This window comes from Shewanella profunda (genome assembly GCF_023283765.1).
Taxonomy (GTDB): Bacteria; Pseudomonadota; Gammaproteobacteria; order Enterobacterales; family Shewanellaceae; genus Shewanella; species Shewanella profunda.
The window spans coordinates 33,945-57,251 of record NZ_JAKILG010000030.1 but is presented as its reverse complement, the minus strand read 5'-3'; the positions used below and the strand labels follow the sequence as shown (position 1 = coordinate 57,251).

Below are 23,307 nucleotides of genomic sequence, written 5' to 3'. Positions count from 1 at the left end.
AAGATGTGACTGATTATATCATTGGTTATTACTGTGAAGTCAGGCCACATCATTACAATGCAGGATTGAGCCCAAATGAATCAGAGCGACGATTTTGGTTAGATTCTAAAGTTGTGGCCAAATTTAGTTGACCACTACACTATAGCTCACTAGCTAAAGCAATAATTGCGCCCATAAATTGTCATCAATTGGTTATTGAAAGCTATGTAACATCAACGCCAACAGGTGAGCTCTATTTGTTTTATCCGGTGATCACCGTCTTTGATAAGCAAAAAAAGCCGATTACATTAGTAAGACCCCGCTACGAATTTGAGTTTAATGACAACGTCCTTAGTAATCATTTTATCTTGCCCGCTGATACCGCATACATCCTTATCCATACCACCCCAGAATTCACTGGCATGACCTTTACGGAATCAAATATACAATATAAGTCTCCGTTAATAGATCCTGCGGCAATTGCTATTGGCACTACGGTTGTAACAGGCATAGTTTTTCCCACTACAGGTGAACCTACCAGATTTACCCCTATCTATACAGATTTCACCCTTTCTACCATAGGAAATATAAAAATAGTACCTCTCAAAAATGGATAGTTTCCATACACAGTAATGAAACTCGGTGACAATATTGCCAACAAGTACTACCTCCCCAGTAAGCTGAACTCAATAAACAACGATTGCTGTGGGTAGATCGGTGTAAATCTATAGATGGATTGATGCGTACCTACATTTGATATCGGCTTGGTGACCTACTATCCGGAAGCAGCTATTGAGTTTTGAGAGTCTTTTTCAACACGGCGCAGCTCGGTACGATCTGGAACTGTTAGTGCTAGCACCATAGCACTCGGTTTTTATGTAGTCTGGGTTTATTTGGCAACAATTCACATAGCAAACAAAAAGCCAAGTTCCCTTTCTATCTCAAAATTCAGTGGCCTACGATTAGGAATCGCTATTTAGAATGATCAAGTTATTTATCTGAAAGAAAAAACGCGATACAACAATAAATTGAGGGGGCCACTATTCAAATGTTCAGATAAACGAGAAGAAATCGTCGAATTAGTCATACATTTATATCGAGTTCATCTAAGCTGATAGAGTGTGATCCTGATTGCGGCGGTTAAGTAACTTTTCGACTAGTCTTAAAACGTGCCACGACTTACTGGCTTAGACTCAAAAGAGGACAAACTCAGGCATGAACGTCAATTTTATTAATCCTTTCCTGCAATCTCTGCTCAATGTCATTTCAACTATGGCGAGTATGGATTTGACGCCAGGTAAGCCCCAAGTTAAAACCGATAACTTAGCAAAAGGAGATGTTTCTGGGCTGATAGGGATGGTTGGACCACAGACGAAGGGATCGTTGTCTATTACTTTTGAGCAAAAGCTCGTATTGCAGATCATGCAAAATATGTTAGGAGAAAACCCAGGCACAATTAATGAGGAAGTGACCGATCTCGTCGGAGAGATCACCAATATGGTCACGGGTGGCGCTAAAAATCTCTTAGGGCAAAAAGGTTATGATTTCGAAATGGCAACCCCTATGGTCGTATCAGGAAAAGGCCACACCATTTCCCATAAAGCCAATGGCACCAAAATTATTATGCCTTTTACTAGCCCACATGGTGCTGCATTTATTGAAATCTGTTTTGAAAACTAATTGCTTTAAATCGCTTATTAGATGAAAAGAAAACGGCACTTACGTGCCGTTGAATAAACTCGGAAAAAACCTCAATCTAGGCTAAACATACCGCCACCCTTGGCGTTAGTTTTGTGACTAATTCATACGCGATAGTACCGATCCGCTCTGCCACTTCTTCAACAGGTAAGGCTTGGCCCCAAAGTAAAACATCATCCCCGACGTTATCCTTAGCATCTTGACCTAAATCAACGGTCAGCATATCCATAGATACACGGCCAACAATCGGCACTCGACGGCCATTAACCCATACAGGCGTGCCCTCAGGAGCATTGCGAGGATAACCATCGCCATAACCAATAGCGACTACACCTAAGCGAGTATCTTGTTTAGCCGTCCAATAACAGCCATAGCCTACGGGTTGATTGGCCTTATGATCGCGTACCGCTATCAAGCGGGAGACTAAATTCATTGCAGGCACTAACCCATGATTTGCGCCACAATCTCCAGCGACGGGTGACACACCATAGAGCGCAATACCTGGCCTGATCCAATCCCCTTGGCTTTTTGGCCAGTAAAGCGCTCCAGCAGAATTCGCTAAGGTTCTAAAACCAGGTAAGCCAGCCGTTAATTCATTAAAAGCCGCCATTTGCACTGCAGTGTAATGGTTATCCGGCTCATCGGCACAGGCAAAATGAGTCATTAGATGAATAGGTTTAGCGACATTATGACAAGCCATCAACCTTACGTAAACTGCTGCAAATTGCTCAGGCGTTACCCCTAACCTATGCATGCCTGAATCCACTTTAAGCCATACTGTGACAGGTTTGGTGAGCTTGACCTGCTCTAACATCTCTATTTGCGAGTCATGGTGAACCACAGTGTCAATATCATGGGCAACGAGCAAAGGTAAATCTGTACTGCGAAAGAACCCCTCGAGCAACAACAGTCGAGCCTTTACACCACCCGCTCGTAGTTCTAACGCTTCTTCTAAGCGCGCTAAACCAAAACCATCGGCGTTCACTAGGCAATTCGCCACATTGAGTAATCCATGACCGTAGCCATTGGCTTTAACAACGGCCATAACTTGACTCGCACTCGCCTGCTGGCGCAGCACAGCGAGATTGTTTTGCAGTGCACTACTGCTAATTTCTGCACGGGGAAAAGGTTTCAAAAATTTACCTTGCTTACTCATGAAATAAAAAGTCAGGGAAATAAAAAGAATACATAAGCTTTGCTTATCTTCTATCACCACAAACTTGTTCTTGTAAAACTCTCTATTTTAAGAGCTTAATCTTCTTCAAACTGTGGACCCGCATAATTATCAAAACGAGAATACTGACCTTGGAAGGTTAAGCGCACGCGTCCAATAGGGCCGTTACGCTGCTTACCGATAATGATTTCGGCCGTGCCTTTGTCTGGAGAATCGTTGTTATACACTTCATCGCGGTAAATAAACATGATGAGATCCGCATCCTGCTCGATAGATCCAGATTCACGTAAGTCAGAGTTTACGGGGCGTTTATCGGCCCTTTGTTCGAGTGAGCGGTTAAGCTGGGAAAGTGCAATAACAGGGATCTCAAGCTCTTTAGCTAAGGCTTTAAGGGAGCGAGAAATTTCGGCAATTTCAAGCGTCCGGTTTTCTGTTAAAGCAGGCACTTGCATCAGCTGTAAGTAGTCGACCATGATCATCGACAGGCCACCATATTCACGGGCAATACGGCGCGCACGACTACGAACTTCAGTCGGGGTTAAACCGGAACCGTCGTCGATATACATCTTACCTTGTTCAAGCATAATGCCCATGGTTGATGACACCCGCGCCCAATCTTCATCATCGAGCTGACCTGTACGGATTTTAGTTTGATCGACGCGGCCCAAGGAGGCCAACATACGCATCATAATCTGTTCGGATGGCATCTCGAGACTGAAAATAAGCACGGGCTTATCTTCATTCATCGCCGCCTGTTCGCAGAGGTTCATCGCAAAGGTGGTTTTCCCCATAGATGGACGCGCTGCAACAATAATTAAGTCTCCCGACTGAAAACCTGCGGTCATTTTATCGAGATCACTAAAACCACTCGATACCCCAGTTACACCGTTGTGCGGGTTGTTATAGAGCTTCTCAATCTTATCGACGGTTTTTTCAAGAATGGTTTTGATGCCTTCAGGGCCTTCGTTGGCATTGGTGCGCTGCTCGGCAATCTTAAAGACTTTGCTTTCGGCTAAATCGAGCAAAGCACTGGAGTCTCGGCCTTCTGGGTTATAACCCGCATCGGCAATTTCATGGGCGACTCGGATCATCTCTCTGACTACTGCACGTTCGCGAACAATCTCAGCATAGGAAATAATATTACCCGCACTCGGGGTATTCTTAGCAATTTCACCTAAATAGGCAAAACCACCCGCTTCTTCGAGCTGATTTTCCAACTCAAGTTGCTCAGAAACCGTGATCAAATCGATGGGCTGACTCGTTTCCACTAAACGATGCATTGCCGCAAAAATCATCCGGTGCGAACGCGAGTAAAAGTCTTCTTTTACGACCGTTTCAGCCACTTTATCCCAAGCATCGGCGTCCAACATTAGGCCACCTAATACCGATTGTTCAGCCTCAATAGAATGCGGTGGCAGCTTGAGTCCATCTAGCTGCAAATCTCTTGGCTTACTTTTAGGCTTAAAAGCACCTTGTTGTGACATTAACACTCCCGATTTCCAACAACTTGACAAAATATGATATAAAACCCGCGTTAAGCAAACAGGTGGTTTACTATTCCAACGGATACACTAACAATCAATAAGGAAAAGACATGCGTATTGCACTGGTTGCGACCTTAGTACTGACATCCGGCATAGCGAATGCCGACGAAGGGCAATGGCAACCTTATCAAATGCCTTCAATTGCAGACAAACTCAGTGAACGCGGAATCGACATTCCTGCCGAAAAACTGGCCGATCTTACAAGCTATCCAATGAATGCCGTTGTAGGGCTGGGCTATTGTACAGCCAGTTTTGTCTCCCCCCAAGGGCTAGTTGTGACAAACCATCATTGTGCCTACAAGGCGATACAATATAACACTAAGCAAGAACATAACTATCTAGAACAAGGCTTTTTAGCCACATCAATGGACAAAGAACCTTCGGCCGGCCCTAACGAGCGTTTATATATCACCGAAGCCGTAACCGATGTAACCAAGGATGTCACCAAAGATTTAAGCCAAGATCCCCTAACCCGCTATGAAGAAATCCAAAACCACAGTAAAGCGCTCATAAAAAACTGTGAAGTGGATGATAACTATCGTTGTAATGTTCGCAGCTTCCATAACGGTTTGGAATATTACTTAATCAAGCAATTGATGATCCGTGATGTTCGCTTAGTCTATGCGCCGCCCGAAAGTGTTGGCGGTTATGGTGGTGATATCGATAATTACGAATATCCACGTCATTCGGGGGATTTTGCCTTCCTACGGGCTTATGTTGGTAAAGATGGTAAGCCCGCGGCTTACGCTGAGGATAACATTCCCTACAAACCGAAAAGCTACCTTAAAGTGAATGCCGATGGCGTTAAGGCCGGAGATGGTGTGTTTGTTGCGGGTTATCCTGGAACCACTAGCCGCTATAATCTCACTAGCGAGCTTAAATTTGCCAGTGATTGGCTCTATCCAACCCAAGCAAAACGCTATCAATTACAGATTGATACCATAGAAGCTATGGGGCAAGAAGATGCGGATATTGCCATTAAGTATGCGGGTAATATGGCCTCAATGGCCAACAGAATGAAGAAACTTAATGGTTTGTTAGCGGGCTTTAAAGCCACGGATATCATTGGCATTAAACAAAGCCGCGAGAATGATTTTTTAGCTTGGCTAAAACAAAATCCTAAGTTAAATCAAAATCTCATTAGCGAACTTGAGCTGTTATTGACCGAGCAACAACAGCAAACTCAGGCGAATTACTATTTCACAAATGCACAATCGAGCACACTGTTAACCGCAGCAAACAGCCTTTATCGTCTCGCGAAGGAAAAACAAAAGAGCGATGCTGAGCGTGAAATTGGCTATCAGGAGCGTGATTTGGCGATGTTTAACTCACGCTTAAAACGTATCGATTCCAGTTTTCACGTTAAAGTAGATAAAACCCTATGGTTACAAGATCTCACTGCCTATCTTGCTCAACCTAATCGTGTAGCGGCCCTTGATGATGTACTAAATCTGAGCAATAAAGATGCGGACCTAGCAGCCAAACTTGATGGTTTGTATTCACTCACTACGCTCACGGACCAAGCTAAGCGTCTCGCGTGGATGGAGGCCGATGCGACAGCTTTTGAAACCAGTGCCGATCCCTTTATTCGTTTAGCCGTTGCCCTCTACGACACCAATATGACGCAGGAAAAAGCGGAAAAAATACTCGATGGTAAGTTATCTACCGCGCGTCCTGACTATATGACTGCGGTTATCGAGTATTACAAAGCCAATAACTGGCCTGTCTATCCTGATGCCAACGGTACGCTACGTATTAGCTACGGCATGGTCGATGGTTATCAGTCGCGTGATGCGCTCTACAAACAGCCCTTCACTCGCCTTGATGGCATTGTTGCCAAGCACACGGGAGTCGAACCCTACAATGCGCCGAAAAAATTACTCGATGCCATTAGCGAACAGCGCTTTGGCGATCATCTCGTGAAGTCCGTTTACCAAGACCCCCGCGGATGGATATGCAGACTTTTTTCCTGCTTAGACAAACCTGAGAAGTTTAACTCTGTGCCGGTTAACTTCTTATCCAGTGTCGATACTACGGGCGGTAATTCAGGCTCGCCCGTATTCAATGGTAAAGGTGAGTTAGTCGGCCTTAACTTCGACTCAACCTATGAGGCCATCACTAAAGATTGGTTCTTCAATCCAACTATCACCCGCGCCGTACACGTGGATATCCGCTATATTCTGTGGATGATGGACGAAGTCGATCATGCAAATAACCTGATAAAAGAATTGGATCTAGTCAGAAATTAATACTCTGAGCTAAACACTTAGTCAGCCACTCTAGATAAAAGCCGCTAACTGCCAGTGCAGTTAGCGGCTTTTATTTTAGAAGCAATCTACCCCTTGTGATTGACTGAACACACATATATCACATGCAGTATCAAAGCTTATTTGCAGAGCTCAAAGACTAAATTTCAACCATAAAAAAACACCGCCGAAGCGGTGTTTCTCTTAATACAAGCTAAGATTAAAGCACAGTGTAATTAAGCTTCTGCAACGATAGAAACTTTAACAACCGCTTTAACTTCAGTGTGTAACTGAACTTCAACTTCGAAGTCGCCAGTAGTACGCAGAGCGCCTAATGGTAAACGAACTTCTGATTTAGCCAGCTCAACACCAGCAGCAGTCACTGCATCAGCGATGTCACGGTTGCCAACTGAACCAAACAGTTTGCCTTCATCACCGGCTTTAGAAGCGATTACAACCGCTTCCAATGCAGTGATTTTCTCAGCACGCAGGTTAGCAGCAGCTAATTCAGCAGCTAATTTAGCTTCTAATTCAGCGCGACGAGCTTCAAATACTTTAACGTTGCTTTCATTAGCAACAACAGCTTTACCTTGTGGCAAAAGGAAGTTACGTGCGTAACCAGCCTTAACTGAAACTTGGTCACCCAAGTTGCCTAGGTTAGCGATTTTATCAAGCAGAATAACGTTCATTATCAAATCCTCTATATTCGATTAGGAATACTGCAATTACTGATGTAAATCAGTGTATGGCAGTAGAGAAAGATAACGAGCACGCTTGATAGCGCGAGCTAGTTGGCGCTGATATTTAGCACTAGTACCAGTGATACGGCTAGGAACGATCTTGCCGCTTTCAGTGATGTAGTTCTTTAAAGTAACGATATCTTTATAATCAATTTCTGCAACACCTTCAGCGGTGAAACGGCAGAACTTGCGACGACGGAAATAACGTGCCATGTTGACAGTCTCCTAAGTTTTCAATTCGACATTTTCGGCATGGATGACTAAGCGATTCTGCCCATTACGCCCCTGTTGAAGCGTCATAAAGCCTTGCACTTGGACTTCCACACCAGCTTTCAGATTTTCTGCGACGCTATCAAAGCGCGGGCCACTCAATATCACTTGAATTTGTACGTAGACATTGCGAAGCATATCTGCTTCATAACGCTGCGATTTGTGTTCCAACATCATCACACTATGTGCAATACCTGCTGGGCTTTTAAAGCGTCTGGAACGGGTTATGGTTCCTGACAACACCAAGTTATTGGTGGTCACAGATAAACTTACTCACCGATTTCTTCAGCGTGAGCTTCATCATATGAGCGTTCGCCAGCTGGGCCACGACGTGAATCGCGCTCATCTCTCGCTTTAGCCATTGGAGATGCTTCAGTAACGGCAACTTTAGTACGCATTACCATGTTACGCAGAACTGCGTCGTTGAAACGGAAAGCTGTTTCTAGCTCTTCGATCGTCTCTGCAGGTGCTTCAACGTTCATCAGAACGTAGTGAGCTTTATGCAGATCTTGGATTGGGTAAGCCAGTTGACGACGACCCCAATCTTCTAAACGGTGGACTGTGCCGTTAGCTTCGGTGATAACACCTGTGTAACGCTCAATCATACCTGGTACTTGTTCACTTTGATCTGGGTGAACCATAAATACGATTTCGTAATGACGCATTTATTGCTCCTTACGGTTATGTAGCCTCGGTATTGGCTCAGTCAAACCAAATAGAGGCAAGGAACGAAAAATAGTGACTGATTTGAGCGCGAGATAGTACAGAAAGAAAGCCAGAAACTCAAGCAATAACTTTGCCTCGCCTGCCAATACAGGTATGATGACGCCTCACCTCTGTTCGGACATCTGAAATCAGCCAACCAAGAATAAAATATAATGCTAAAAGTTATCGCCCCTATCTGTTTATTTTGCCTCTCAATGCCAGCATTTGCGCTCGTCCCTCCCGATTATCAGGAACCTCCTAGCGATTTTACGGCTGAGGTCGAAGCGGGATTACAGCTGAATACGGGTAATACTGAATCGAGCAGTTTTAATGGCCGAACCCAACTGATTTACGACGCGAAACAAACTAAACAAGAAGCAACACTGAAAGCCTACTTTGCTTCTGAAAAAAGCCAGACCACTTCAGAAAAATACGAATTACAATTACAGTCAAACTATAAGCTTACTAAGGGTTATGTTTTTGGCCGTGGAGACTTTACGTGGGATCAATTTGGTAGCTATACCCAGATATCAACATTTTCAAGTGGTTACGGTTTTAATGCTATTAGCAACTATACAACAAAACTGAGTCTCGAAATTGGTCCAGGTTACCGTTATAACTTACCGGCAGAGTCTGTTTCTGTACCGGATCCAGCCGCAGAGAAAGATGCAATTTTACGTACAGCAGCTAAGTTTTCTCAAAAGCTACAGGAATACACGAGTATCAATGCCGATCTCACCGCCGAAGTAGGTGAAAATAACAATACCCTCACTTTAGATATGAGTTACAAAAACCTCGTATTTCAGGATTGGGCATTTAAAATCGGAATGAACATTAGATACACAGAAGTGGTTCCCGAAGGAAGTCAGCAAACCGATACGATAACGACATTTAATCTACTCTATACCTTTAGGTAAATTGGTTGCATTAGCGATCCATCGATTAACCTTGATTAAACCCAAACACCTCGCGCAGATACATCCGTTATTTCACTTTAATCTTAAGTGCCTTTTATGTTTCTATGGTCACAATTAGTGACCCATACACAAAAACGAAAAATTAATCGATAATTCCCAACAATTTGCCACACTCCACAAACACCAACCCCTGGTATACTAGCCAAGAATTATCTTGTTTACGTTCTTAGCTGTGTTGACGTTTAAGGGTTATTTTTGCAGTGATTTAGCACGTTGCAAGGCGGACAAAATTCAATCTCGGAACGTTAACATGCCTTAGGAGTAGTATATGGCAAACCCGCTACGCACTTTCGCCTCTTTATATAGCACAACTCTCTTAACTGTGCTGGCTGGTGGCTTACTTACCACTTATTTAGGGCTTAGGCTCTCTGTTGCCAATGTTCCACAACTCTGGATTGGTAGCATGATGTCGGCCTATTACGTCGGCCTTGTCGCGGGCTCCAAGATAGGGCATAAACTTATTGCTCAGGTTGGCCATATTCGAGCCTTTGTGGCAAGTGCAGGTATCGTTGCGGCATCGGCACTGTGCCATGCACTTGTCGATGATCTATTTATATGGATACTACTTAGGCTTATCGTTGGCATGGGCATGATGTGCCAATATATGGTGCTTGAAAGCTGGTTGAATGAACAAGCGGACAATAGCCAACGTGGCACAGTATTCGCGAGCTACATGATAGTCTCTTACTTTGGCTTGATCCTCGGACAAGGCGCCATCAGTATTTACCCCGAACTGGGTTTAGAGCCATTACTGCTTATCGCAATTTGTTTTGCCCTGTGTATTGTACCGATTTCACTCACTCGCCGAATTCATCCCGCGCCTCTGATCCCTGCGCCACTGCAAATTACCCATTATTGGAAAAAAGCCCCACAAGCCCTCACTACAATTGCAATAGGCAGCATGATTGTCGGCTCCTTTTATGGCCTAGCTCCCGCCTATGCCAGTAATTTGGGATTACCACCAGAGAAAGTCGCAACCTACATGACTGCCACTATTCTCGCCGGACTTTTGGCACAATGGCCCATGGGGAAACTATCCGACATTATGTCCCGCAGTCGCCTTATTCGGATCAACTGCGTGCTACTCGGTATTCTAGCCTTAGGTATTGCACTCACGCCCTATCATCCCGTCATTTCACTGGTGATGACTTTCCTTTTTGGGATCCTTGGCTTTACCTTTTACCCGTTGGCAACTGCCTTAGCTAACTCTCGGGTGGAACAAAGTGAACGGGTGGGTTTGTCAGCCACAATCTTACTCACCTTTGGTCTGGGTGCCAGTATCGGTCCACTTATCGCATCAACCCTAATGCAGTGGTTAGGCAACAACATGCTGTATGGTTTTATGTCTGCCTGCACCTTAGTGCTCTTTTTACGCTTACGTTATGTCAATTCACTGCAAAAAACGGAAACGAATGTCACCCAAGACTACATTATGGCAACGGGGGATTTAGTCTCTTCTCCACTGGCTGCAGCACTCGATCCACGGGTTGATGTCGAGTCGATTCAGGAACACATGACTCCGAATCCAGAGGAGAATGATGAGGATCAACAAGATTTAGGTGCCGATGCAGTAAACAGTGATGAGCACGAAGAGGAGGGTGAGCAACAACTTGCTTTTAGTTTCGATATTGAGCCAACCCAAACCTTCGCCTCACAAATGGAGGCGATAGAGCCGCTTGATGAGCAAGTCAGCGAGACAAATGATTTAGCTAAAACCACTTAAATCAGCCAATAAAAAGACGGAAAATATCCGTCTTTTTATTGGCTTATAACGAGCAATTTGAATTAGCTGCGGCGTTGACGCACAGCTTCAAATAAGCAAATCCCCGTCGCAACCGATACGTTCAGGCTCGACACACTGCCCGCCATAGGGATAGAGATCAGTGAATCGCAAGACTCACGGCTTAAACGGCGTAAGCCTTTATCTTCGGCCCCCATGGCAATCGCCAGTGGCCCTTTAAGATCGGCTTGATAAAGCTCGCAATCCGCCTCGCCCGCCGTGCCCACAATCCACACACCTTTATCCTGCAGGTGGCGCATAGTGCGCGCTAGGTTAGTGACTTGGAATAAGGGCACGGTTTCTGCTGCACCACAGGCTACTTTGCTCACTGTCGCCGTTAAGCCGACCGAGTTATCCTTAGGGACGATAATACCTTGCACGCCAGCCGCATCGGCATTACGTAGGCAAGCGCCTAAGTTATGGGGATCCGTCACGCCATCCAAGATCAACAGGAATGGTTGTTCAGTGCTAGCAAGCAGCACATCTAAATCTTGCTCGTTCAACACTTTTGCCGCTTTAACGCGCGCGACTATACCTTGATGTTGGCTGCTTTCTGCTTTGTCATCCAAGGCTTTACGAGAAGACACTTGAATCGTCGTGCCAAAGGCCTTAGCCTGATTGGCCAGCACAGTTAAGCGCTCATCATCCCGACCTTGTAGTAGCCATAATTCGATAATGCGCTCAGGACTGTGTTTTAATAGCGCTTCAACCGCGTGGATCCCAAAAATAATATCTTGTTTTTTCATTTACTTCTTTCTCGTGCTCCGCTTCGCGGCCTTTGGCTTTTTAGCCGGATCTTTTACTGCTGCTTTTTTGGCTTTAGCCTTAGGTTTGGATTTGCCAGCTTCAGCCTTGGTGCTGGATGTCGCAGTTTTACCCGCTTTACCTTGCTTAGCACCTTCACGATTAACGCGCTCACGGGCAGTCATCGGCTTATCACGGCTGGTCGACGCTTTACGTTTACCACCTTTGGCGTCGTCGCCAAGCATGACCAAATCAATCTGTCTGTCATCTAAGTTGACTGCCGCGACCTTAACGGTCACCGGATCGCCCACTTGATACACTTGCCCAGTGTGCTCACCGATAAGACGCTGACGCATTGGATCGAACTGGTAATAATCGCTACCTAGGCTTGAGATATGCACTAAGCCATCGATAAACAGCTCATTTAGGCGGACGAACAAACCAAAACTGGTCACTGAGGCAATCACGGCTTCGAAGGTATCGCCGACGTGATCTTGCATAAACTCGCACTTGAGCCAATCGCTGACATCGCGAGTTGCTTCATCGGCACGACGTTCTGTGGTCGAACACTCTTCGCCTAATTGATCGAGCTCATCAAGCTGATAGTGATAGCCACCATCTTGAGTCCATTTTTCGGTAGCTTCACCGCGCTCTTTCGCCAGTAAATAGCGGATCACACGATGTAAGACCAAATCCGGATAGCGACGAATAGGCGAGGTAAAATGCGCGTATTCTTCTAAGGCCAGACCAAAGTGACCTTCGTTATCCGGCGTGTAAATCGCCTGACGCATAGAGCGCAGCAACATCACTTGGATAAGCTCAGCATCGGGACGGTCGGCAATTTGCAACATTACACCTTGATAATCAGACGGCGTTGGCTCTAGGCCACCGGTCATAGTCAAACCGCGCTCTGCTAAAAACTCTTTAAAATTCGCTAACTTCTGCTCAGAAGGAGCCTCGTGAACACGATACAGCACTTCACCTTTGTGTTTTTTCACAAATTTAGCAGCTGAAACGTTAGCCAAGATCATACATTCTTCAATAATTTTATGGGCTTGATTGCGGCCACGCGGCACGATTTTTTCAATCTTGCGCTGCTCATTGAAAATGAACTGGGTTTCCATGGTCTCAAAGGCTATCGCCCCACGCTCGGCTCTTTGTTCATCCAGCGCTAAGTACAATGACTGTAAACATTGTAGATGCGGGAACAGGGCCTCATGCTCAGGCGCAATCGGGCCGCCTTCTAACATAGCCGCCACTTGGGTATAAGTGAAACGGGCATGGGAATACATCACTGCGGGATAAAACTTATAACCCGACAACTTACCTTTAGCCGATACCATCATCTCGGCGACCATACATAAACGGTCGACCTGAGGATTAAGCGAACATAGGCCATTGGAGATTTTCTCCGGTAGCATAGGGATCACTTGCGACGGGAAATACACTGAGTTACCACGGGCACGCGCTTCGGTATCTAAGGCTGAATCGGTGCGAACATAATAACTGACGTCCGCAATCGCGACCCATAAACGCCAGCCACCACCCGCTTTTTTCTCCGCATACACGGCATCGTCAAAATCGCGGGCGTCTTCACCGTCGATAGTCACTAATGGCAGATGACGTAAATCAACACGACCAACTTTATCGGCGTCGGTCACTTCATCGGGGATACGACGCAGTTTCTTCTCGATCACAGGTGACCAAGTATGGGGCAAGTCATAGTTACGCAGGGCGATTTCGATTTCCATCCCCGGCGCCATTTGCTTACCGAGCACTTCAGTTACTTTACCTGCGGCCTTAACGAAACGACCTGGGCGGCGAGTAAGTTCTACAACCACCACATCACCTTGACGGGCACCGTTGCGATCTTCATTCGCGACTAAAATCTCTTGGGTAATGCGTTTATCATCGGCAATCACAAATGCCATACCGCTATCCACATGGTAACGGCCAACAATAGCAGCACTCCGTGGCTGGATTAGACGCACGATACGTGCTTCGCGGCGACCACGACGATCCAGACCCGCCTTTTGTGCCAGTACTTTATCACCGTGGAAATACATCAGCATATCGCGGTTGGAGATAAATAAATCATCGCCACCTTCATCGGGTTTGAAAAAACCGTAGCCTTCCCTATGCCCAAGAACGATGCCGGAAATTAAGTCCATCTTCTCTGGTAAACCATAGCTTTGTCCGCGGGTGAACACCAGTTCGCCATCGCGTTCCATCGCACGTAAGCGACGGCGCAAGGCTTCTAGCTGCTCTTCCTCGTGAATGTTTAACGCTGCGGCAATGCTGTCACGAGTGATGGGTGATTTTTGAGAACGCAAGTACTCGATAATATACTCACGGCTTGGGATAGGGTTTTCGTACTTATCCTGTTCACGCTCAAAATGAGGGTCTTTTATCATTCAATATCCAAATAGTGTGTCTCTGCTTTCAGAGACCATCTTAACGGTTTCGCAACTGCTCTTGCTGGGCCCGCGCCACTGAACTGGGGGGCATTTTAGCTGCTAACACCTGCAGTAAAGATAAGGCTGTTTTCTTGGTAGCCTCATCCACAAATACATCGTTATATAACCAGTGATAGGCCATTTCGTAATCCCGAGGACTACCATAACCTTCACCATATAAACGGACTAACATCATACGAGCAGGTAAATCACCGCTTGCGGCCGCAGGTAACAAATAGTTGACTGCTCGGTCCTTATTGCGAATAACAAATTTACCACTCTGATAATACTCGGCAAGTTTTACCATAGCCTCAGGGCTACCTTGTTCAACCGACTCATGTAACAAGCGCATTCCCTTAGTAGGATTTGCCTTAACACAAGTTCCATGGTTAAGCATTTCGCCCCATAGAAATTGATACAGAGGCTGTTTCAAAACCTCAGCACGCGCCTCAATATCTTGAACTAACTGGCAATCATCACGCTTCACTTTAGCTAAGTATTGATTGCTACGGATCAACTCAAGCAATTGATCTTGGCTGTAAATATCCACAGCCTGCGTTTGCGCAAAACACATTGAAGATACTAAGGGTAGTAGCGCAACTAAGGCAACACGTAGCATAAAGACTCTCAATGACAATAGGGTGAATACTTGCATCGGCAGTATAACCTATTTCTTGAGCTTGAGACGAATTTCAACCGCAAACATGGACAGGGAAAAGAGGACTGTGGGAGAAAAAGGCCGTGAAACACGGCCTTTTAAATCTTAATTGAACGGACTGACTAAAATCATCGTCTCGTTACGATCAGGACCCGTAGAGATAATGTCGATAGGTGTTTCTAACAACTCTTCAATACGCTTGATGTAATTGATTGCCGCCTGTGGCAGTTGATCAATTGACGTCGCGCCAAAAGTTGACTCACTCCAACCCGGCATAGTCTCATAAACAGGGGTAACCTGCTCATAGCCTTCTGCGGCAAGCGGTGTCACTTTCGCTATAGTGCCATCAGGGTGTTGATAACCCACACAGATCTTCACTTCTTTCAGACCATCAAGTACATCTAACTTAGTCAAACAGAAGCCACTGACACTGTTGATTTGAACTGCGCGGCGCATTGCCACTGCATCCAACCAACCTGGACGGCGTTTGCGACCCGTCGTTGCACCAAACTCATGGCCTTTAGTGCCTAAATGATCACCCACTTCACATAAAAGCTCAGTTGGGAAAGGACCCGCACCCACTCGAGTGGTGTAAGCCTTCATGATACCTAAGACATAATCTAAGTGGCGTGGACCAAAACCGGAACCTGTTGCAACACCACCAGCAGTGGTATTTGAAGAGGTTACAAATGGATAAGTTCCGTGGTCGATGTCGAGTAATGTACCTTGTGCGCCTTCGAACAAAATGGGCTCACCCGCTTTACGCGCGCTGTCCAACAATTCAGCCACATCAACACACATACTCTTCAGATAATCAGCCATAGCCAATGCATCTGCGAGTGTCTGTTCGTAATCAACCGCTTCAACTTGATAGTACTCAGTCAGCATAAAGTTATGGTATTTCATAACTTCTTTCAGCTTTTCGGCAAATAGCTGCGCATTGAACAGGTCGCCTACTCGCAAGCCGCGACGGGAAACCTTATCTTCATACGCAGGTCCGATACCACGGCCAGTTGTACCAATAGCTTTATTGCCACGCGCTTTTTCACGGGCAATATCTAAGGCACAATGGAATGGAAGGATCAGCGGACACGCTTCAGAGATCAGCAGGCGTTCCTCGACGGGAATACCACGATCTTTGAGCATGGTGATCTCTTTCATCAAGGCGTCGGGTGCAAGCACCACACCGTTACCAATAATGCATTTCACATTAGTGCGTAGGATGCCCGATGGGATCAGATGAAGAACGGTTTTGTCACCATCAATAACTAGAGTATGACCAGCATTGTGGCCACCTTGATAGCGAACTACATATTTTGCCTGTTCTGTTAGAAGGTCGACAATTTTACCTTTTCCTTCGTCACCCCATTGGGTGCCGAGAACAACTACGTTTTTGCCCATTGTTTGCTGCAAGGTTGTGGTTAAAAAGGAATTCTAGCAGATTTTTGGGGCCAAGTTGCAAGCCATTTATGAAAAAACAATCAAGATGACCACGCCAGCAGTAACCAAAGCACCGCCCATTCTGCGTAAAACTTGCTGATTTTGATTAGAAAGCTCGCTCAAATAACGACGCCATTTATTGGGAAATAATAGTGGGCCTGCGCCTTCTAAAATTAACACCAATGCAATCGCAAGCATAAATAATTGAAATGTCATTTTTCCCTCTCAAATTCAACCTAACTCTTTATTTTTATGAGCATAGCCAATTTCAAGCAATAAAAAACCCAGCATAGGCTGGGTTTTTTGATATTCCGAAAACGAATTAACGTTTAGAGAATTGTGGCTTACGACGTGCTTTACGTAGACCCACTTTCTTACGCTCAACTTTACGAGCGTCACGGGTAACGAAACCAGCAGAACGTAACGATGGACGCAGCGCTTCATCTAATTGCATCAGAGCACGAGTAATACCGTGACGGATTGCGCCTGCTTGGCCAGTGATACCACCGCCTTTAACAGTTACATAGATGTCCAGCTTATCAGTCATTTCAACTAACTCTAAAGGTTGACGAACAACCATACGAGCAGTTTCACGACCAAAATACTGATCCAAAGGACGTTGATTTACAACGATGTTGCCACTACCAGCTTTAGCGAATACGCGAGCTGTAGAGGTTTTGCGACGGCCAGTGCCGTAGTACTGAGTTGCAGCCATTTGCTTAATCCCGTTTAGATATCAAGAACTTGAGGTTGTTGTGCAGCGTGGTTATGTTCTGCGCCAGCGTAAACTTTCAGTTTACGGAACATGGCACGGCCCAGAGGACCTTTTGGTAACATACCCTTAACTGCCTTCTCGATGATCATTTCTGGCTTATGCGCTTGCAGCTTTTCAAAGCTGATTTGCTTAATGCCACCAGGGAAGCCTGAATGCGAGTAGTACGTTTTGCCTTTCGCTTTGTTACCAGTAACAGTCACTTTTTCAGCGTTGATAACGATGATGTAATCACCGGTGTCAACATGAGGAGTGTATTCTGGCTTATGCTTTCCACGTAAACGGGTAGCAATTTCAGTAGCGATACGACCTAAAGTTTTGCCGTCGGCATCAACGACGAACCAGTCACGAGTTACAGTTTCTGGTGTAGCAGTAAAAGTCTTCATTATTACAAAAACCCAAAGTTAATTTCTGTCTCACATGCCGCTTGCATTTGCAAACAACACAAAATTGCCTTTCGGTACCCCTTCGAGTACTTAATTCGGCTTACAACTTCCGCCCAATTGGCGGAGTAACGTGGGCAGGTGGCGGAGTATAGACAAAGCTGAGTTAAAAATCACCTGATATTTTGACAAAAATCATAAAATTTCGCTCAACATGGCTCATCATCCTAAGGATTAACAAGCCTCTGTTGATTTAAGGCGAAAATGATCGCAAAACACTTGCCCACAGGGTTACGGCAAGTGTTCTGTTTTTAAATAATCGTGGGATTGCATCTCAATAAGGCGTGATCGGCAGCGTCTAAATTCGAAAGTAAGCAAACCATCGGCGTAGATATCTTCGAGTGGCACTTGAGCGGATACAATGAGCTTCACATTGCGCTCGTAAAACTCATCCACCATAGCTAAAAAACGTCTAGCGATATCATCACCCGTTAAAAATGCACCCATTTGTTCTATGCCACTCACAAGCACAGTATGATAAATCCGTGCCAGTTCCATATAATCGCGTTGACTACGCGGTCCATCACAAAGAGCTCTGAAATCAATAAATAACACGCTTTGTGCTTGTTGGCGAATAGGAATGACACGCCCTTCAATTTCAATTGCTTCAGTGGATACCACAGCCTCAGGGGCTAGTTGGGAAAAGTAATGCAGCAGATTTTTATCTGCCTGTGCATCTAACGGGTAATGATAAATTTCCGCTTGCTCTAACGTGCGTAAACGATAGTCAATCCCAGAATCCACATTAAGCACTTCACAATGTTGATTGATCAAGGCGATTGCCGGCAGGAAACGGGCACGCTGTAAGCCATTTTTATATAGATCATCGGGAATAATATTCGACGTCGCGACTAATACAACTCCTTCTTTAAATAATGCTTGGAATAAAGTGCCTAGTAGCATAGCGTCGGTAATATCGGAAACGAAAAACTCGTCAAAACAAATCACTCGATATTTAGCGGCCATCTGTTTGGCAATGACGATCAATGGATCACGAACGCCCTTAAGCTCATCCAGATCTAAATGCAACTGGTGCATAAAACGGTGGAAGTGAGCTCGGAGTTTTTTATCGCTAGGCAGTGCATCAAAAAACGTGTCCATCAAATAGGTTTTACCACGGCCAACGCCGCCCCAAAGATAGAGTCCTTTTGTGCCCACAGGAGCGGATTTTAGACCTAAAGCCGTAAACAATTTACCGACGATAGAAGTATCTGCTTCGGCTGTGGTTAAGTCCTCATATACACGTTGCAATGCCTTAACCGCCACTTCTTGGGCCGGATCATGGGAAAAACCATCACGAGTAAGATCTTTTTGGTAATGCTGCCAAGGGCTTAACTGAGGCACTGTTTGATTCTCTTCTATCCTTTAATAAAACTGTGACGATATTAGCACGGCAAATATGACCCAGGATATATTTAAACTGGGTGTGATATAGTCTTCAATGCGTAAAACAGCAAGGGAGCAGACAAACGGTTGAAATAGAGTTAAGCGGTAACCATTAAGTCTATAGATTTGATTCACCTTTCCCCTTGAAAAGTACATCTTTCGACCATAGCTTTCACCTAAGTAACAAACAGAAAAAGCTCATAAAACCAGCTTAACGAAATTAACCTTTGTTAATATTAATGAACTTTTTCAAATAGGTGCGTGTCCGAATGGTTACCTAGGCAAATAGCCAGTACCGATACAGATTCGATCTGGAGCGCATATTACAGCGCATTAAAGCCAGATCTTTGAACCCTTATTTGGAGTTATGAATAGATGAAAACAAAACTATCTGTACTTTCAGCCGCAATGTTAGCCGCGACCCTGACTATGATGCCCGCTATCTCACAGGCCGCTATTCCACAAACTGTTGATGGACAATCGATTCCAAGTCTTGCGCCTATGCTTGAGCGCACGACTCCCGCGGTGGTTTCTGTGGCTGTGACGGGGACCCATGTTTCTAAACAAAGGGTACCTGACGTCTTCCGTTACTTCTTCGGCCCTAATGCGCCGCAAGAACAAGTTCAAGAACGTCCTTTTAGAGGTTTAGGCTCCGGCGTCATTATTGATGCAGACAAAGGCTATATCGTCACCAATAACCATGTGATTGATGGTGCGGATGACATCCAAGTTGGCCTACACGATGGCCGTGAAGTAAAAGCCAAGTTAATTGGTACTGACTCTGAGTCTGATATTGCCCTGTTGCAAATTGAGGCAAAAAATCTCGTCGCCATTAAGTCGTCAAACTCTGATGACTTACGCGTAGGTGACTTTGCCGTTGCCATTGGTAACCCCTTCGGTTTAGGGCAGACTGTCACATCAGGCATTGTCAGTGCGTTAGGTCGTAGTGGCCTAGGGATTGAAATGCTTGAAAACTTTATTCAAACCGATGCGGCGATTAATAGCGGTAACTCTGGTGGTGCTCTCGTTAATCTTAACGGCGAATTGATTGGTATTAACACGGCTATCGTGGCGCCGGGCGGCGGTAACGTCGGTATTGGTTTTGCTATCCCTGCCAACATGGTGAAAAACTTAGTTGCACAAATTGCCGAGCATGGTGAAGTGCGCCGTGGTGTGCTTGGAATTTCAGGCCGCGATCTCGATAGCCAACTCGCCCAAGGTTTTGGTTTAGATACGCAGCACGGTGGTTTTATTAATGAAGTCACAGCAGGTAGCGCTGCAGAAAAAGCAGGGCTAAAAGCGGGCGACATTATTGTAAGTGTCGATGGGCGAGGCATAAAGTCCTTCCAAGAGCTGCGTGCTAAGGTCGCCACTATGGGGGCTGGTGCAAAAGTAGAGTTAGGGATCATTCGCGATGGTGATAAGGAAACAGTTAAAGTCACTTTAGGTGAAGCAAGCCAAACAAGCGATTCTGCGGCAGGAGCTGTGCATCCAATGCTACAAGGAGCCTCCTTAGAAAACTCAAGTAAGGGCGGCGTTACTATTGCTGATGTTGCTCAAGGTTCACCCGCAGCAATGAGTGGCTTACAAAAAGGCGATATCATTGTGGGAATTAACCGCACGGCAATCAAAGATCTAAAAACACTAAAAGCACAACTTAAAGATCAAGAAGGCGCCGTTGCCCTGAAGATCCTACGCGATAAGAGCATGTTATATTTAGTTCTACGTTAACGGGTAAATAGTGACTGAAAAATCAGCTATTTTTCAGACCCAGATCAGCATAGGGAGCCTTCGCTCCCTATGCTTTACCTAGCTAAACATGTTAATCTAACTCACCTTTTTCAATATTTATCCTGCCATGACTATAAAAGACACTCTGTTGTATCTTGGTAAAGCAATCCTTTTCGGTCTTATCATGGCGGCAATGTTTTTGTTGGTAACCCGTTATTTCGATAGTAACAATCTCGGGAATACACTACTTCAAACCCGCGCCAATAGTACGGTGGAACTTTCCTTTTCCAAAGCGGTTCGCCGCGCAGCCCCCGCCGTTGTGAATATCTATAGTCTCAGTATCGATAAGGGTCGCCCACTCAATTCAGGCTCGCTCCAAGGTCTAGGTTCTGGGGTGATAATGAGTAAAGAAGGTTACATTCTTACTAATTATCATGTCATTAAAAAAGCTGATGAGATTGTAGTCGCTCTACAAGATGGACGTAAATTTACCTCTGAAGTGGTGGGCTTTGATCCTGAAACCGATTTATCGGTTCTTAAAATTGAAGGGGATAACTTGCCGATTGTGCCCGTCAATCTCGATAGTCCACCTCAGGTAGGTGATGTCGTACTCGCCATAGGTAATCCATACAATTTAGGTCAAACTATTACTCAGGGCATTATCAGTGCCACAGGGCGTAACGGCTTAAGCTCTGGTTATTTAGATTTTTTACAGACAGATGCTGCCATTAATGCCGGTAACTCCGGTGGCGCGCTCATTGATACTAACGGTAGCCTCATTGGCATTAACACAGCCGCATTCCAAGTGGGTGAAGAAGGCGGTGGTCACGGGATTAACTTCGCGATCCCGATTAAATTAGCCCACAGTATTATGGGCAAACTCATTAAAAATGGCCGAGTCATCCGTGGTGCACTGGGGATTTCGGGTGAGCCGATTAACCCAGTTGTAGCGCAAATCCTTAATCTTCCCGACCTACGTGGCGTATTAGTGACGGGGATCGATCCTAATGGTCCCGCAGCACGCGCACAGCTGATGCCAAGGGACGTGATCATTAAATACGATGGCGAAGATGTACCCGGAGTAGAAATGTTGATGGACCGTATTGCCGAGACCACACCTGGCAAAAAAGTGATGATGACGGTGTTACGCCAAGGCAAGCCGCAGGAGCTGCCCGTGGTGATTGATGAAAAGGTTGTGGTTGAGAACTAAATCGACAAACCTATCAATACGGTAGAAAACAAAAAACCAGCTAATTTAGCTGGTTTTTTAATAGGTTCAAATGGCACTCATCGCTGAATTCCAATTACTGAATACGCTCAACATGCGCACCTAACCCTTGGAATTTTTGCTCAATATGCTCATAACCACGGTCTAAATGATAGATACGGTCAACAATGGTTTGACCTTCGGCAACTAAACCTGCAATCACTAGACTCGCTGACGCACGTAAATCCGTCGCCATTACTTGAGCACCACTTAAAGATTCAATCCCTTGGATGATGCAGGTATTACCTTCAAGTTCCATGGTTGCGCCCATACGAATAAGTTCAGGCACGTGCATAAAGCGGTTTTCAAAAATAGTCTCGGTAATAGTTGCAGTACCTTGAGCTAAGGCATTGAGTACACAAAACTGCGCCTGCATATCCGTTGGGAAACCGGGGTATGGAGCAGTCTTAATATTCACCGCCTTTGGGCGCTTACCTTGCATATCTAGCTCAATCCAATCACTACCTGTGGTGATCTTAGCGCCAGCATCTTCAAGCTTAGCGATAACCGACTCAAGTGATGCCGGATCGGCTTTTAAACAACGAATACGCCCACGGGTCACTGCTGCTGCAACCAAGAATGAACCGGTTTCAATACGGTCAGGCATGACGCGGTAATGGCAGCCTTGTAAACGCTCAACACCTTGGATACGCAATGTCGCACTGCCTACACCAGTGATTTTTGCACCCATTGCAATTAAGCAATTGGCAAGATCGATAACTTCTGGCTCGCGAGCCGCGTTTTCAATCACGGTTTCACCATCGGCTAATGCTGCAGCCATCAGTAAGTTTTCTGTTGCGCCTACACTCACCATGTCCATAAAGATATGTGCGCCTTTAAGACGTCCATCGACACGAGCTTTAATATAACCTTCTTTCACTTCAATCTTGGCGCCCATCATTTCGAGGCCATGTAAGTGTAGATTCACGGGTCTTGCACCAATGGCGCAACCACCGGGTAAAGAAACATCCGCAGTGCCGTAGCGAGCCAATAACGGCCCTAAGATCAAGATAGAAGCGCGCATGGTTTTCACTAGATCGTAAGGAGCACAAAACTCATTCAGATTAGTGGTAGAAATGCGGATCTGTCCGTCGCCAAGCTCTGTCACTTCGGCGCCCAGACAACGTAATAATTTGCAACTTGTGCTCACATCGCGAAGATTGGGCACGTTAGAAATCACAAAGTCAGTTTCAGCTAATACGCCAGCCATCAGAATAGGCAGCGCCGCATTTTTTGCGCCAGAAATGATCACATCACCGGCAAGCGGGGGGCTTGCCTGAATTGTTAGTTTATCCAC

General features: G+C 45.5%; 21 protein-coding genes and 1 pseudogene. 7 read left to right on the top strand and 15 right to left on the bottom strand.

Annotated features, from left to right (window positions below):
- Both L2744_RS14300 and L2744_RS14295 read left to right on the top strand, forming a co-directional pair.
- Nucleotides 1–131 (top strand): annotated as a pseudogene (locus tag L2744_RS14300) (IS3 family transposase); the annotation flags it as partial.
- A 1,063-nt stretch (nucleotides 132–1,194) separates the two neighbouring features.
- Nucleotides 1,195–1,659 (top strand): chemotaxis protein CheX, encoded by a 465-nt coding sequence (locus tag L2744_RS14295; protein WP_248992547.1) that lies wholly within the window; start codon nucleotides 1,195–1,197, stop codon nucleotides 1,657–1,659.
- Nucleotides 1,660–1,735: 76 nt separating this feature from the next.
- Here the strand turns inward: L2744_RS14295 and alr are convergent, their stop codons facing one another.
- Complete coding sequence (gene alr, locus L2744_RS14290; RefSeq protein WP_248992546.1) at nucleotides 1,736–2,812, bottom strand: alanine racemase; 1,077 nt, start codon at nucleotides 2,810–2,812, stop codon at nucleotides 1,736–1,738.
- Nucleotides 2,813–2,928: 116 nt separating this feature from the next.
- Nucleotides 2,929–4,335, bottom strand: coding sequence for a replicative DNA helicase (gene dnaB / locus L2744_RS14285; protein ID WP_248992545.1), 1,407 nt, complete (start codon nucleotides 4,333–4,335; stop codon nucleotides 2,929–2,931).
- A gap of 110 nt (nucleotides 4,336–4,445) precedes the next feature.
- Here dnaB and L2744_RS14280 point away from each other — a divergent pair, with 110 nt between their 5' ends.
- Nucleotides 4,446–6,644 carry a S46 family peptidase gene (locus L2744_RS14280; RefSeq protein ID WP_248992544.1) on the top strand — a complete coding sequence of 733 codons (2,199 nt, stop codon included), beginning with the start codon at nucleotides 4,446–4,448 and terminating at the stop codon, nucleotides 6,642–6,644.
- Nucleotides 6,645–6,877: 233 nt separating this feature from the next.
- On the opposite strand, the gene rplI is transcribed toward L2744_RS14280, so the two are convergent.
- From rplI to rpsF, 4 genes are read right to left on the bottom strand one after another with little or no spacing between them, the layout of a single operon-like run.
- Nucleotides 6,878–7,330 carry a 50S ribosomal protein L9 gene (gene rplI / locus L2744_RS14275; RefSeq protein WP_248992543.1) on the bottom strand — a complete coding sequence of 151 codons (453 nt, stop codon included), beginning with the start codon at nucleotides 7,328–7,330 and terminating at the stop codon, nucleotides 6,878–6,880.
- A 36-nt stretch (nucleotides 7,331–7,366) separates the two neighbouring features.
- Entirely contained in the window at nucleotides 7,367–7,594 is a 228-nt protein-coding gene (gene rpsR, locus L2744_RS14270; protein ID WP_006083042.1) for a 30S ribosomal protein S18, read from the bottom strand.
- A gap of 12 nt (nucleotides 7,595–7,606) precedes the next feature.
- Nucleotides 7,607–7,912, bottom strand: coding sequence for a primosomal replication protein N (gene priB, locus L2744_RS14265; protein ID WP_248992542.1), 306 nt, complete (start codon nucleotides 7,910–7,912; stop codon nucleotides 7,607–7,609).
- Between the two features lie 8 nt (nucleotides 7,913–7,920).
- On the bottom strand, nucleotides 7,921–8,316 hold the full coding sequence (gene rpsF / locus L2744_RS14260) for a 30S ribosomal protein S6 (protein WP_248992541.1): 396 nt from the start codon (nucleotides 8,314–8,316) through the stop codon (nucleotides 7,921–7,923).
- A 213-nt stretch (nucleotides 8,317–8,529) separates the two neighbouring features.
- Here rpsF and L2744_RS14255 point away from each other — a divergent pair, with 213 nt between their 5' ends.
- Entirely contained in the window at nucleotides 8,530–9,273 is a 744-nt protein-coding gene (locus tag L2744_RS14255) for a DUF481 domain-containing protein (RefSeq protein WP_248992540.1), read from the top strand.
- A gap of 328 nt (nucleotides 9,274–9,601) precedes the next feature.
- Nucleotides 9,602–11,056, top strand: coding sequence for an MFS transporter (locus tag L2744_RS14250; RefSeq protein ID WP_248992539.1), 1,455 nt, complete (start codon nucleotides 9,602–9,604; stop codon nucleotides 11,054–11,056).
- A gap of 62 nt (nucleotides 11,057–11,118) precedes the next feature.
- On the opposite strand, the gene rlmB is transcribed toward L2744_RS14250, so the two are convergent.
- The 8 genes from rlmB to zapE form a co-directional block, all read right to left on the bottom strand.
- Complete coding sequence (gene rlmB / locus L2744_RS14245) at nucleotides 11,119–11,859, bottom strand: 23S rRNA (guanosine(2251)-2'-O)-methyltransferase RlmB (RefSeq protein ID WP_248992538.1); 741 nt, start codon at nucleotides 11,857–11,859, stop codon at nucleotides 11,119–11,121.
- Nucleotides 11,860–14,271, bottom strand: a complete 2,412-nt coding sequence (gene rnr, locus L2744_RS14240; RefSeq protein ID WP_248992537.1) for a ribonuclease R — start codon at nucleotides 14,269–14,271, stop codon at nucleotides 11,860–11,862.
- Nucleotides 14,272–14,311: 40 nt separating this feature from the next.
- Nucleotides 14,312–14,968 carry a flagellar protein MotX gene (gene motX / locus L2744_RS14235; protein WP_248992536.1) on the bottom strand — a complete coding sequence of 219 codons (657 nt, stop codon included), beginning with the start codon at nucleotides 14,966–14,968 and terminating at the stop codon, nucleotides 14,312–14,314.
- 108 nt (nucleotides 14,969–15,076) lie between these two features.
- On the bottom strand, nucleotides 15,077–16,372 hold the full coding sequence (locus tag L2744_RS14230; RefSeq protein ID WP_248992535.1) for an adenylosuccinate synthase: 1,296 nt from the start codon (nucleotides 16,370–16,372) through the stop codon (nucleotides 15,077–15,079).
- Between the two features lie 66 nt (nucleotides 16,373–16,438).
- Nucleotides 16,439–16,627, bottom strand: coding sequence for a DUF2065 domain-containing protein (locus L2744_RS14225; RefSeq protein ID WP_248992534.1), 189 nt, complete (start codon nucleotides 16,625–16,627; stop codon nucleotides 16,439–16,441).
- A gap of 106 nt (nucleotides 16,628–16,733) precedes the next feature.
- On the bottom strand, nucleotides 16,734–17,126 hold the full coding sequence (gene rpsI / locus L2744_RS14220; RefSeq protein WP_006083052.1) for a 30S ribosomal protein S9: 393 nt from the start codon (nucleotides 17,124–17,126) through the stop codon (nucleotides 16,734–16,736).
- A 14-nt stretch (nucleotides 17,127–17,140) separates the two neighbouring features.
- Entirely contained in the window at nucleotides 17,141–17,569 is a 429-nt protein-coding gene (gene rplM / locus L2744_RS14215) for a 50S ribosomal protein L13 (RefSeq protein WP_007650458.1), read from the bottom strand.
- Nucleotides 17,570–17,857: 288 nt separating this feature from the next.
- A complete protein-coding gene (zapE, locus tag L2744_RS14210) occupies nucleotides 17,858–18,970 on the bottom strand; it encodes a cell division protein ZapE (protein WP_248992533.1) in 1,113 nt (370 codons plus the stop codon).
- Between the two features lie 417 nt (nucleotides 18,971–19,387).
- Between zapE and degQ the strand changes: the two genes are divergently transcribed.
- Together degQ and degS are read left to right on the top strand one after the other, a co-directional pair.
- The gene (gene degQ / locus L2744_RS14205; protein ID WP_248992532.1) at nucleotides 19,388–20,743 is read left to right on the top strand and encodes a Do family serine endopeptidase DegQ; all 1,356 of its coding nucleotides are present in this window, start codon (nucleotides 19,388–19,390) and stop codon (nucleotides 20,741–20,743) included.
- A 127-nt stretch (nucleotides 20,744–20,870) separates the two neighbouring features.
- Nucleotides 20,871–21,953: an outer membrane-stress sensor serine endopeptidase DegS gene (gene degS, locus L2744_RS14200; RefSeq protein ID WP_248992531.1), complete on the top strand. Its 1,083-nt coding sequence runs from the start codon at nucleotides 20,871–20,873 to the stop codon at nucleotides 21,951–21,953.
- 94 nt (nucleotides 21,954–22,047) lie between these two features.
- On the opposite strand, the gene murA is transcribed toward degS, so the two are convergent.
- A complete protein-coding gene (murA, locus tag L2744_RS14195) occupies nucleotides 22,048–23,307 on the bottom strand; it encodes a UDP-N-acetylglucosamine 1-carboxyvinyltransferase (RefSeq protein WP_248992530.1) in 1,260 nt (419 codons plus the stop codon).

Excerpts from the sequence above, each read along its gene's own strand:
- rlmB (WP_248992538.1), bottom strand. The coding sequence starts at position 11,859 with ATGAAAAAACAAGATATTATTTTTGGGATCCACGCGGTTGAAGCGCTA.
- dnaB (WP_248992545.1), bottom strand. The coding sequence starts at position 4,335 with ATGTCACAACAAGGTGCTTTTAAGCCTAAAAGTAAGCCAAGAGATTTG.
- rpsI (WP_006083052.1), bottom strand. The coding sequence starts at position 17,126 with ATGGCTGCAACTCAGTACTACGGCACTGGCCGTCGCAAAACCTCTACA.
- rpsR (WP_006083042.1), bottom strand. The coding sequence starts at position 7,594 with ATGGCACGTTATTTCCGTCGTCGCAAGTTCTGCCGTTTCACCGCTGAA.
- L2744_RS14295 (WP_248992547.1), top strand. The coding sequence starts at position 1,195 with ATGAACGTCAATTTTATTAATCCTTTCCTGCAATCTCTGCTCAATGTC.
- L2744_RS14250 (WP_248992539.1), top strand. The coding sequence starts at position 9,602 with ATGGCAAACCCGCTACGCACTTTCGCCTCTTTATATAGCACAACTCTC.
- degQ (WP_248992532.1), top strand. The coding sequence starts at position 19,388 with ATGAAAACAAAACTATCTGTACTTTCAGCCGCAATGTTAGCCGCGACC.
- motX (WP_248992536.1), bottom strand. The coding sequence starts at position 14,968 with ATGCAAGTATTCACCCTATTGTCATTGAGAGTCTTTATGCTACGTGTT.
- rnr (WP_248992537.1), bottom strand. The coding sequence starts at position 14,271 with ATGATAAAAGACCCTCATTTTGAGCGTGAACAGGATAAGTACGAAAAC.
- L2744_RS14225 (WP_248992534.1), bottom strand. The coding sequence starts at position 16,627 with ATGACATTTCAATTATTTATGCTTGCGATTGCATTGGTGTTAATTTTA.
- rplI (WP_248992543.1), bottom strand. The coding sequence starts at position 7,330 with ATGAACGTTATTCTGCTTGATAAAATCGCTAACCTAGGCAACTTGGGT.
- rpsF (WP_248992541.1), bottom strand. The coding sequence starts at position 8,316 with ATGCGTCATTACGAAATCGTATTTATGGTTCACCCAGATCAAAGTGAA.
- L2744_RS14255 (WP_248992540.1), top strand. The coding sequence starts at position 8,530 with ATGCTAAAAGTTATCGCCCCTATCTGTTTATTTTGCCTCTCAATGCCA.
- L2744_RS14280 (WP_248992544.1), top strand. The coding sequence starts at position 4,446 with ATGCGTATTGCACTGGTTGCGACCTTAGTACTGACATCCGGCATAGCG.
- rplM (WP_007650458.1), bottom strand. The coding sequence starts at position 17,569 with ATGAAGACTTTTACTGCTACACCAGAAACTGTAACTCGTGACTGGTTC.
- degS (WP_248992531.1), top strand. The coding sequence starts at position 20,871 with ATGACTATAAAAGACACTCTGTTGTATCTTGGTAAAGCAATCCTTTTC.
- L2744_RS14230 (WP_248992535.1), bottom strand. The coding sequence starts at position 16,372 with ATGGGCAAAAACGTAGTTGTTCTCGGCACCCAATGGGGTGACGAAGGA.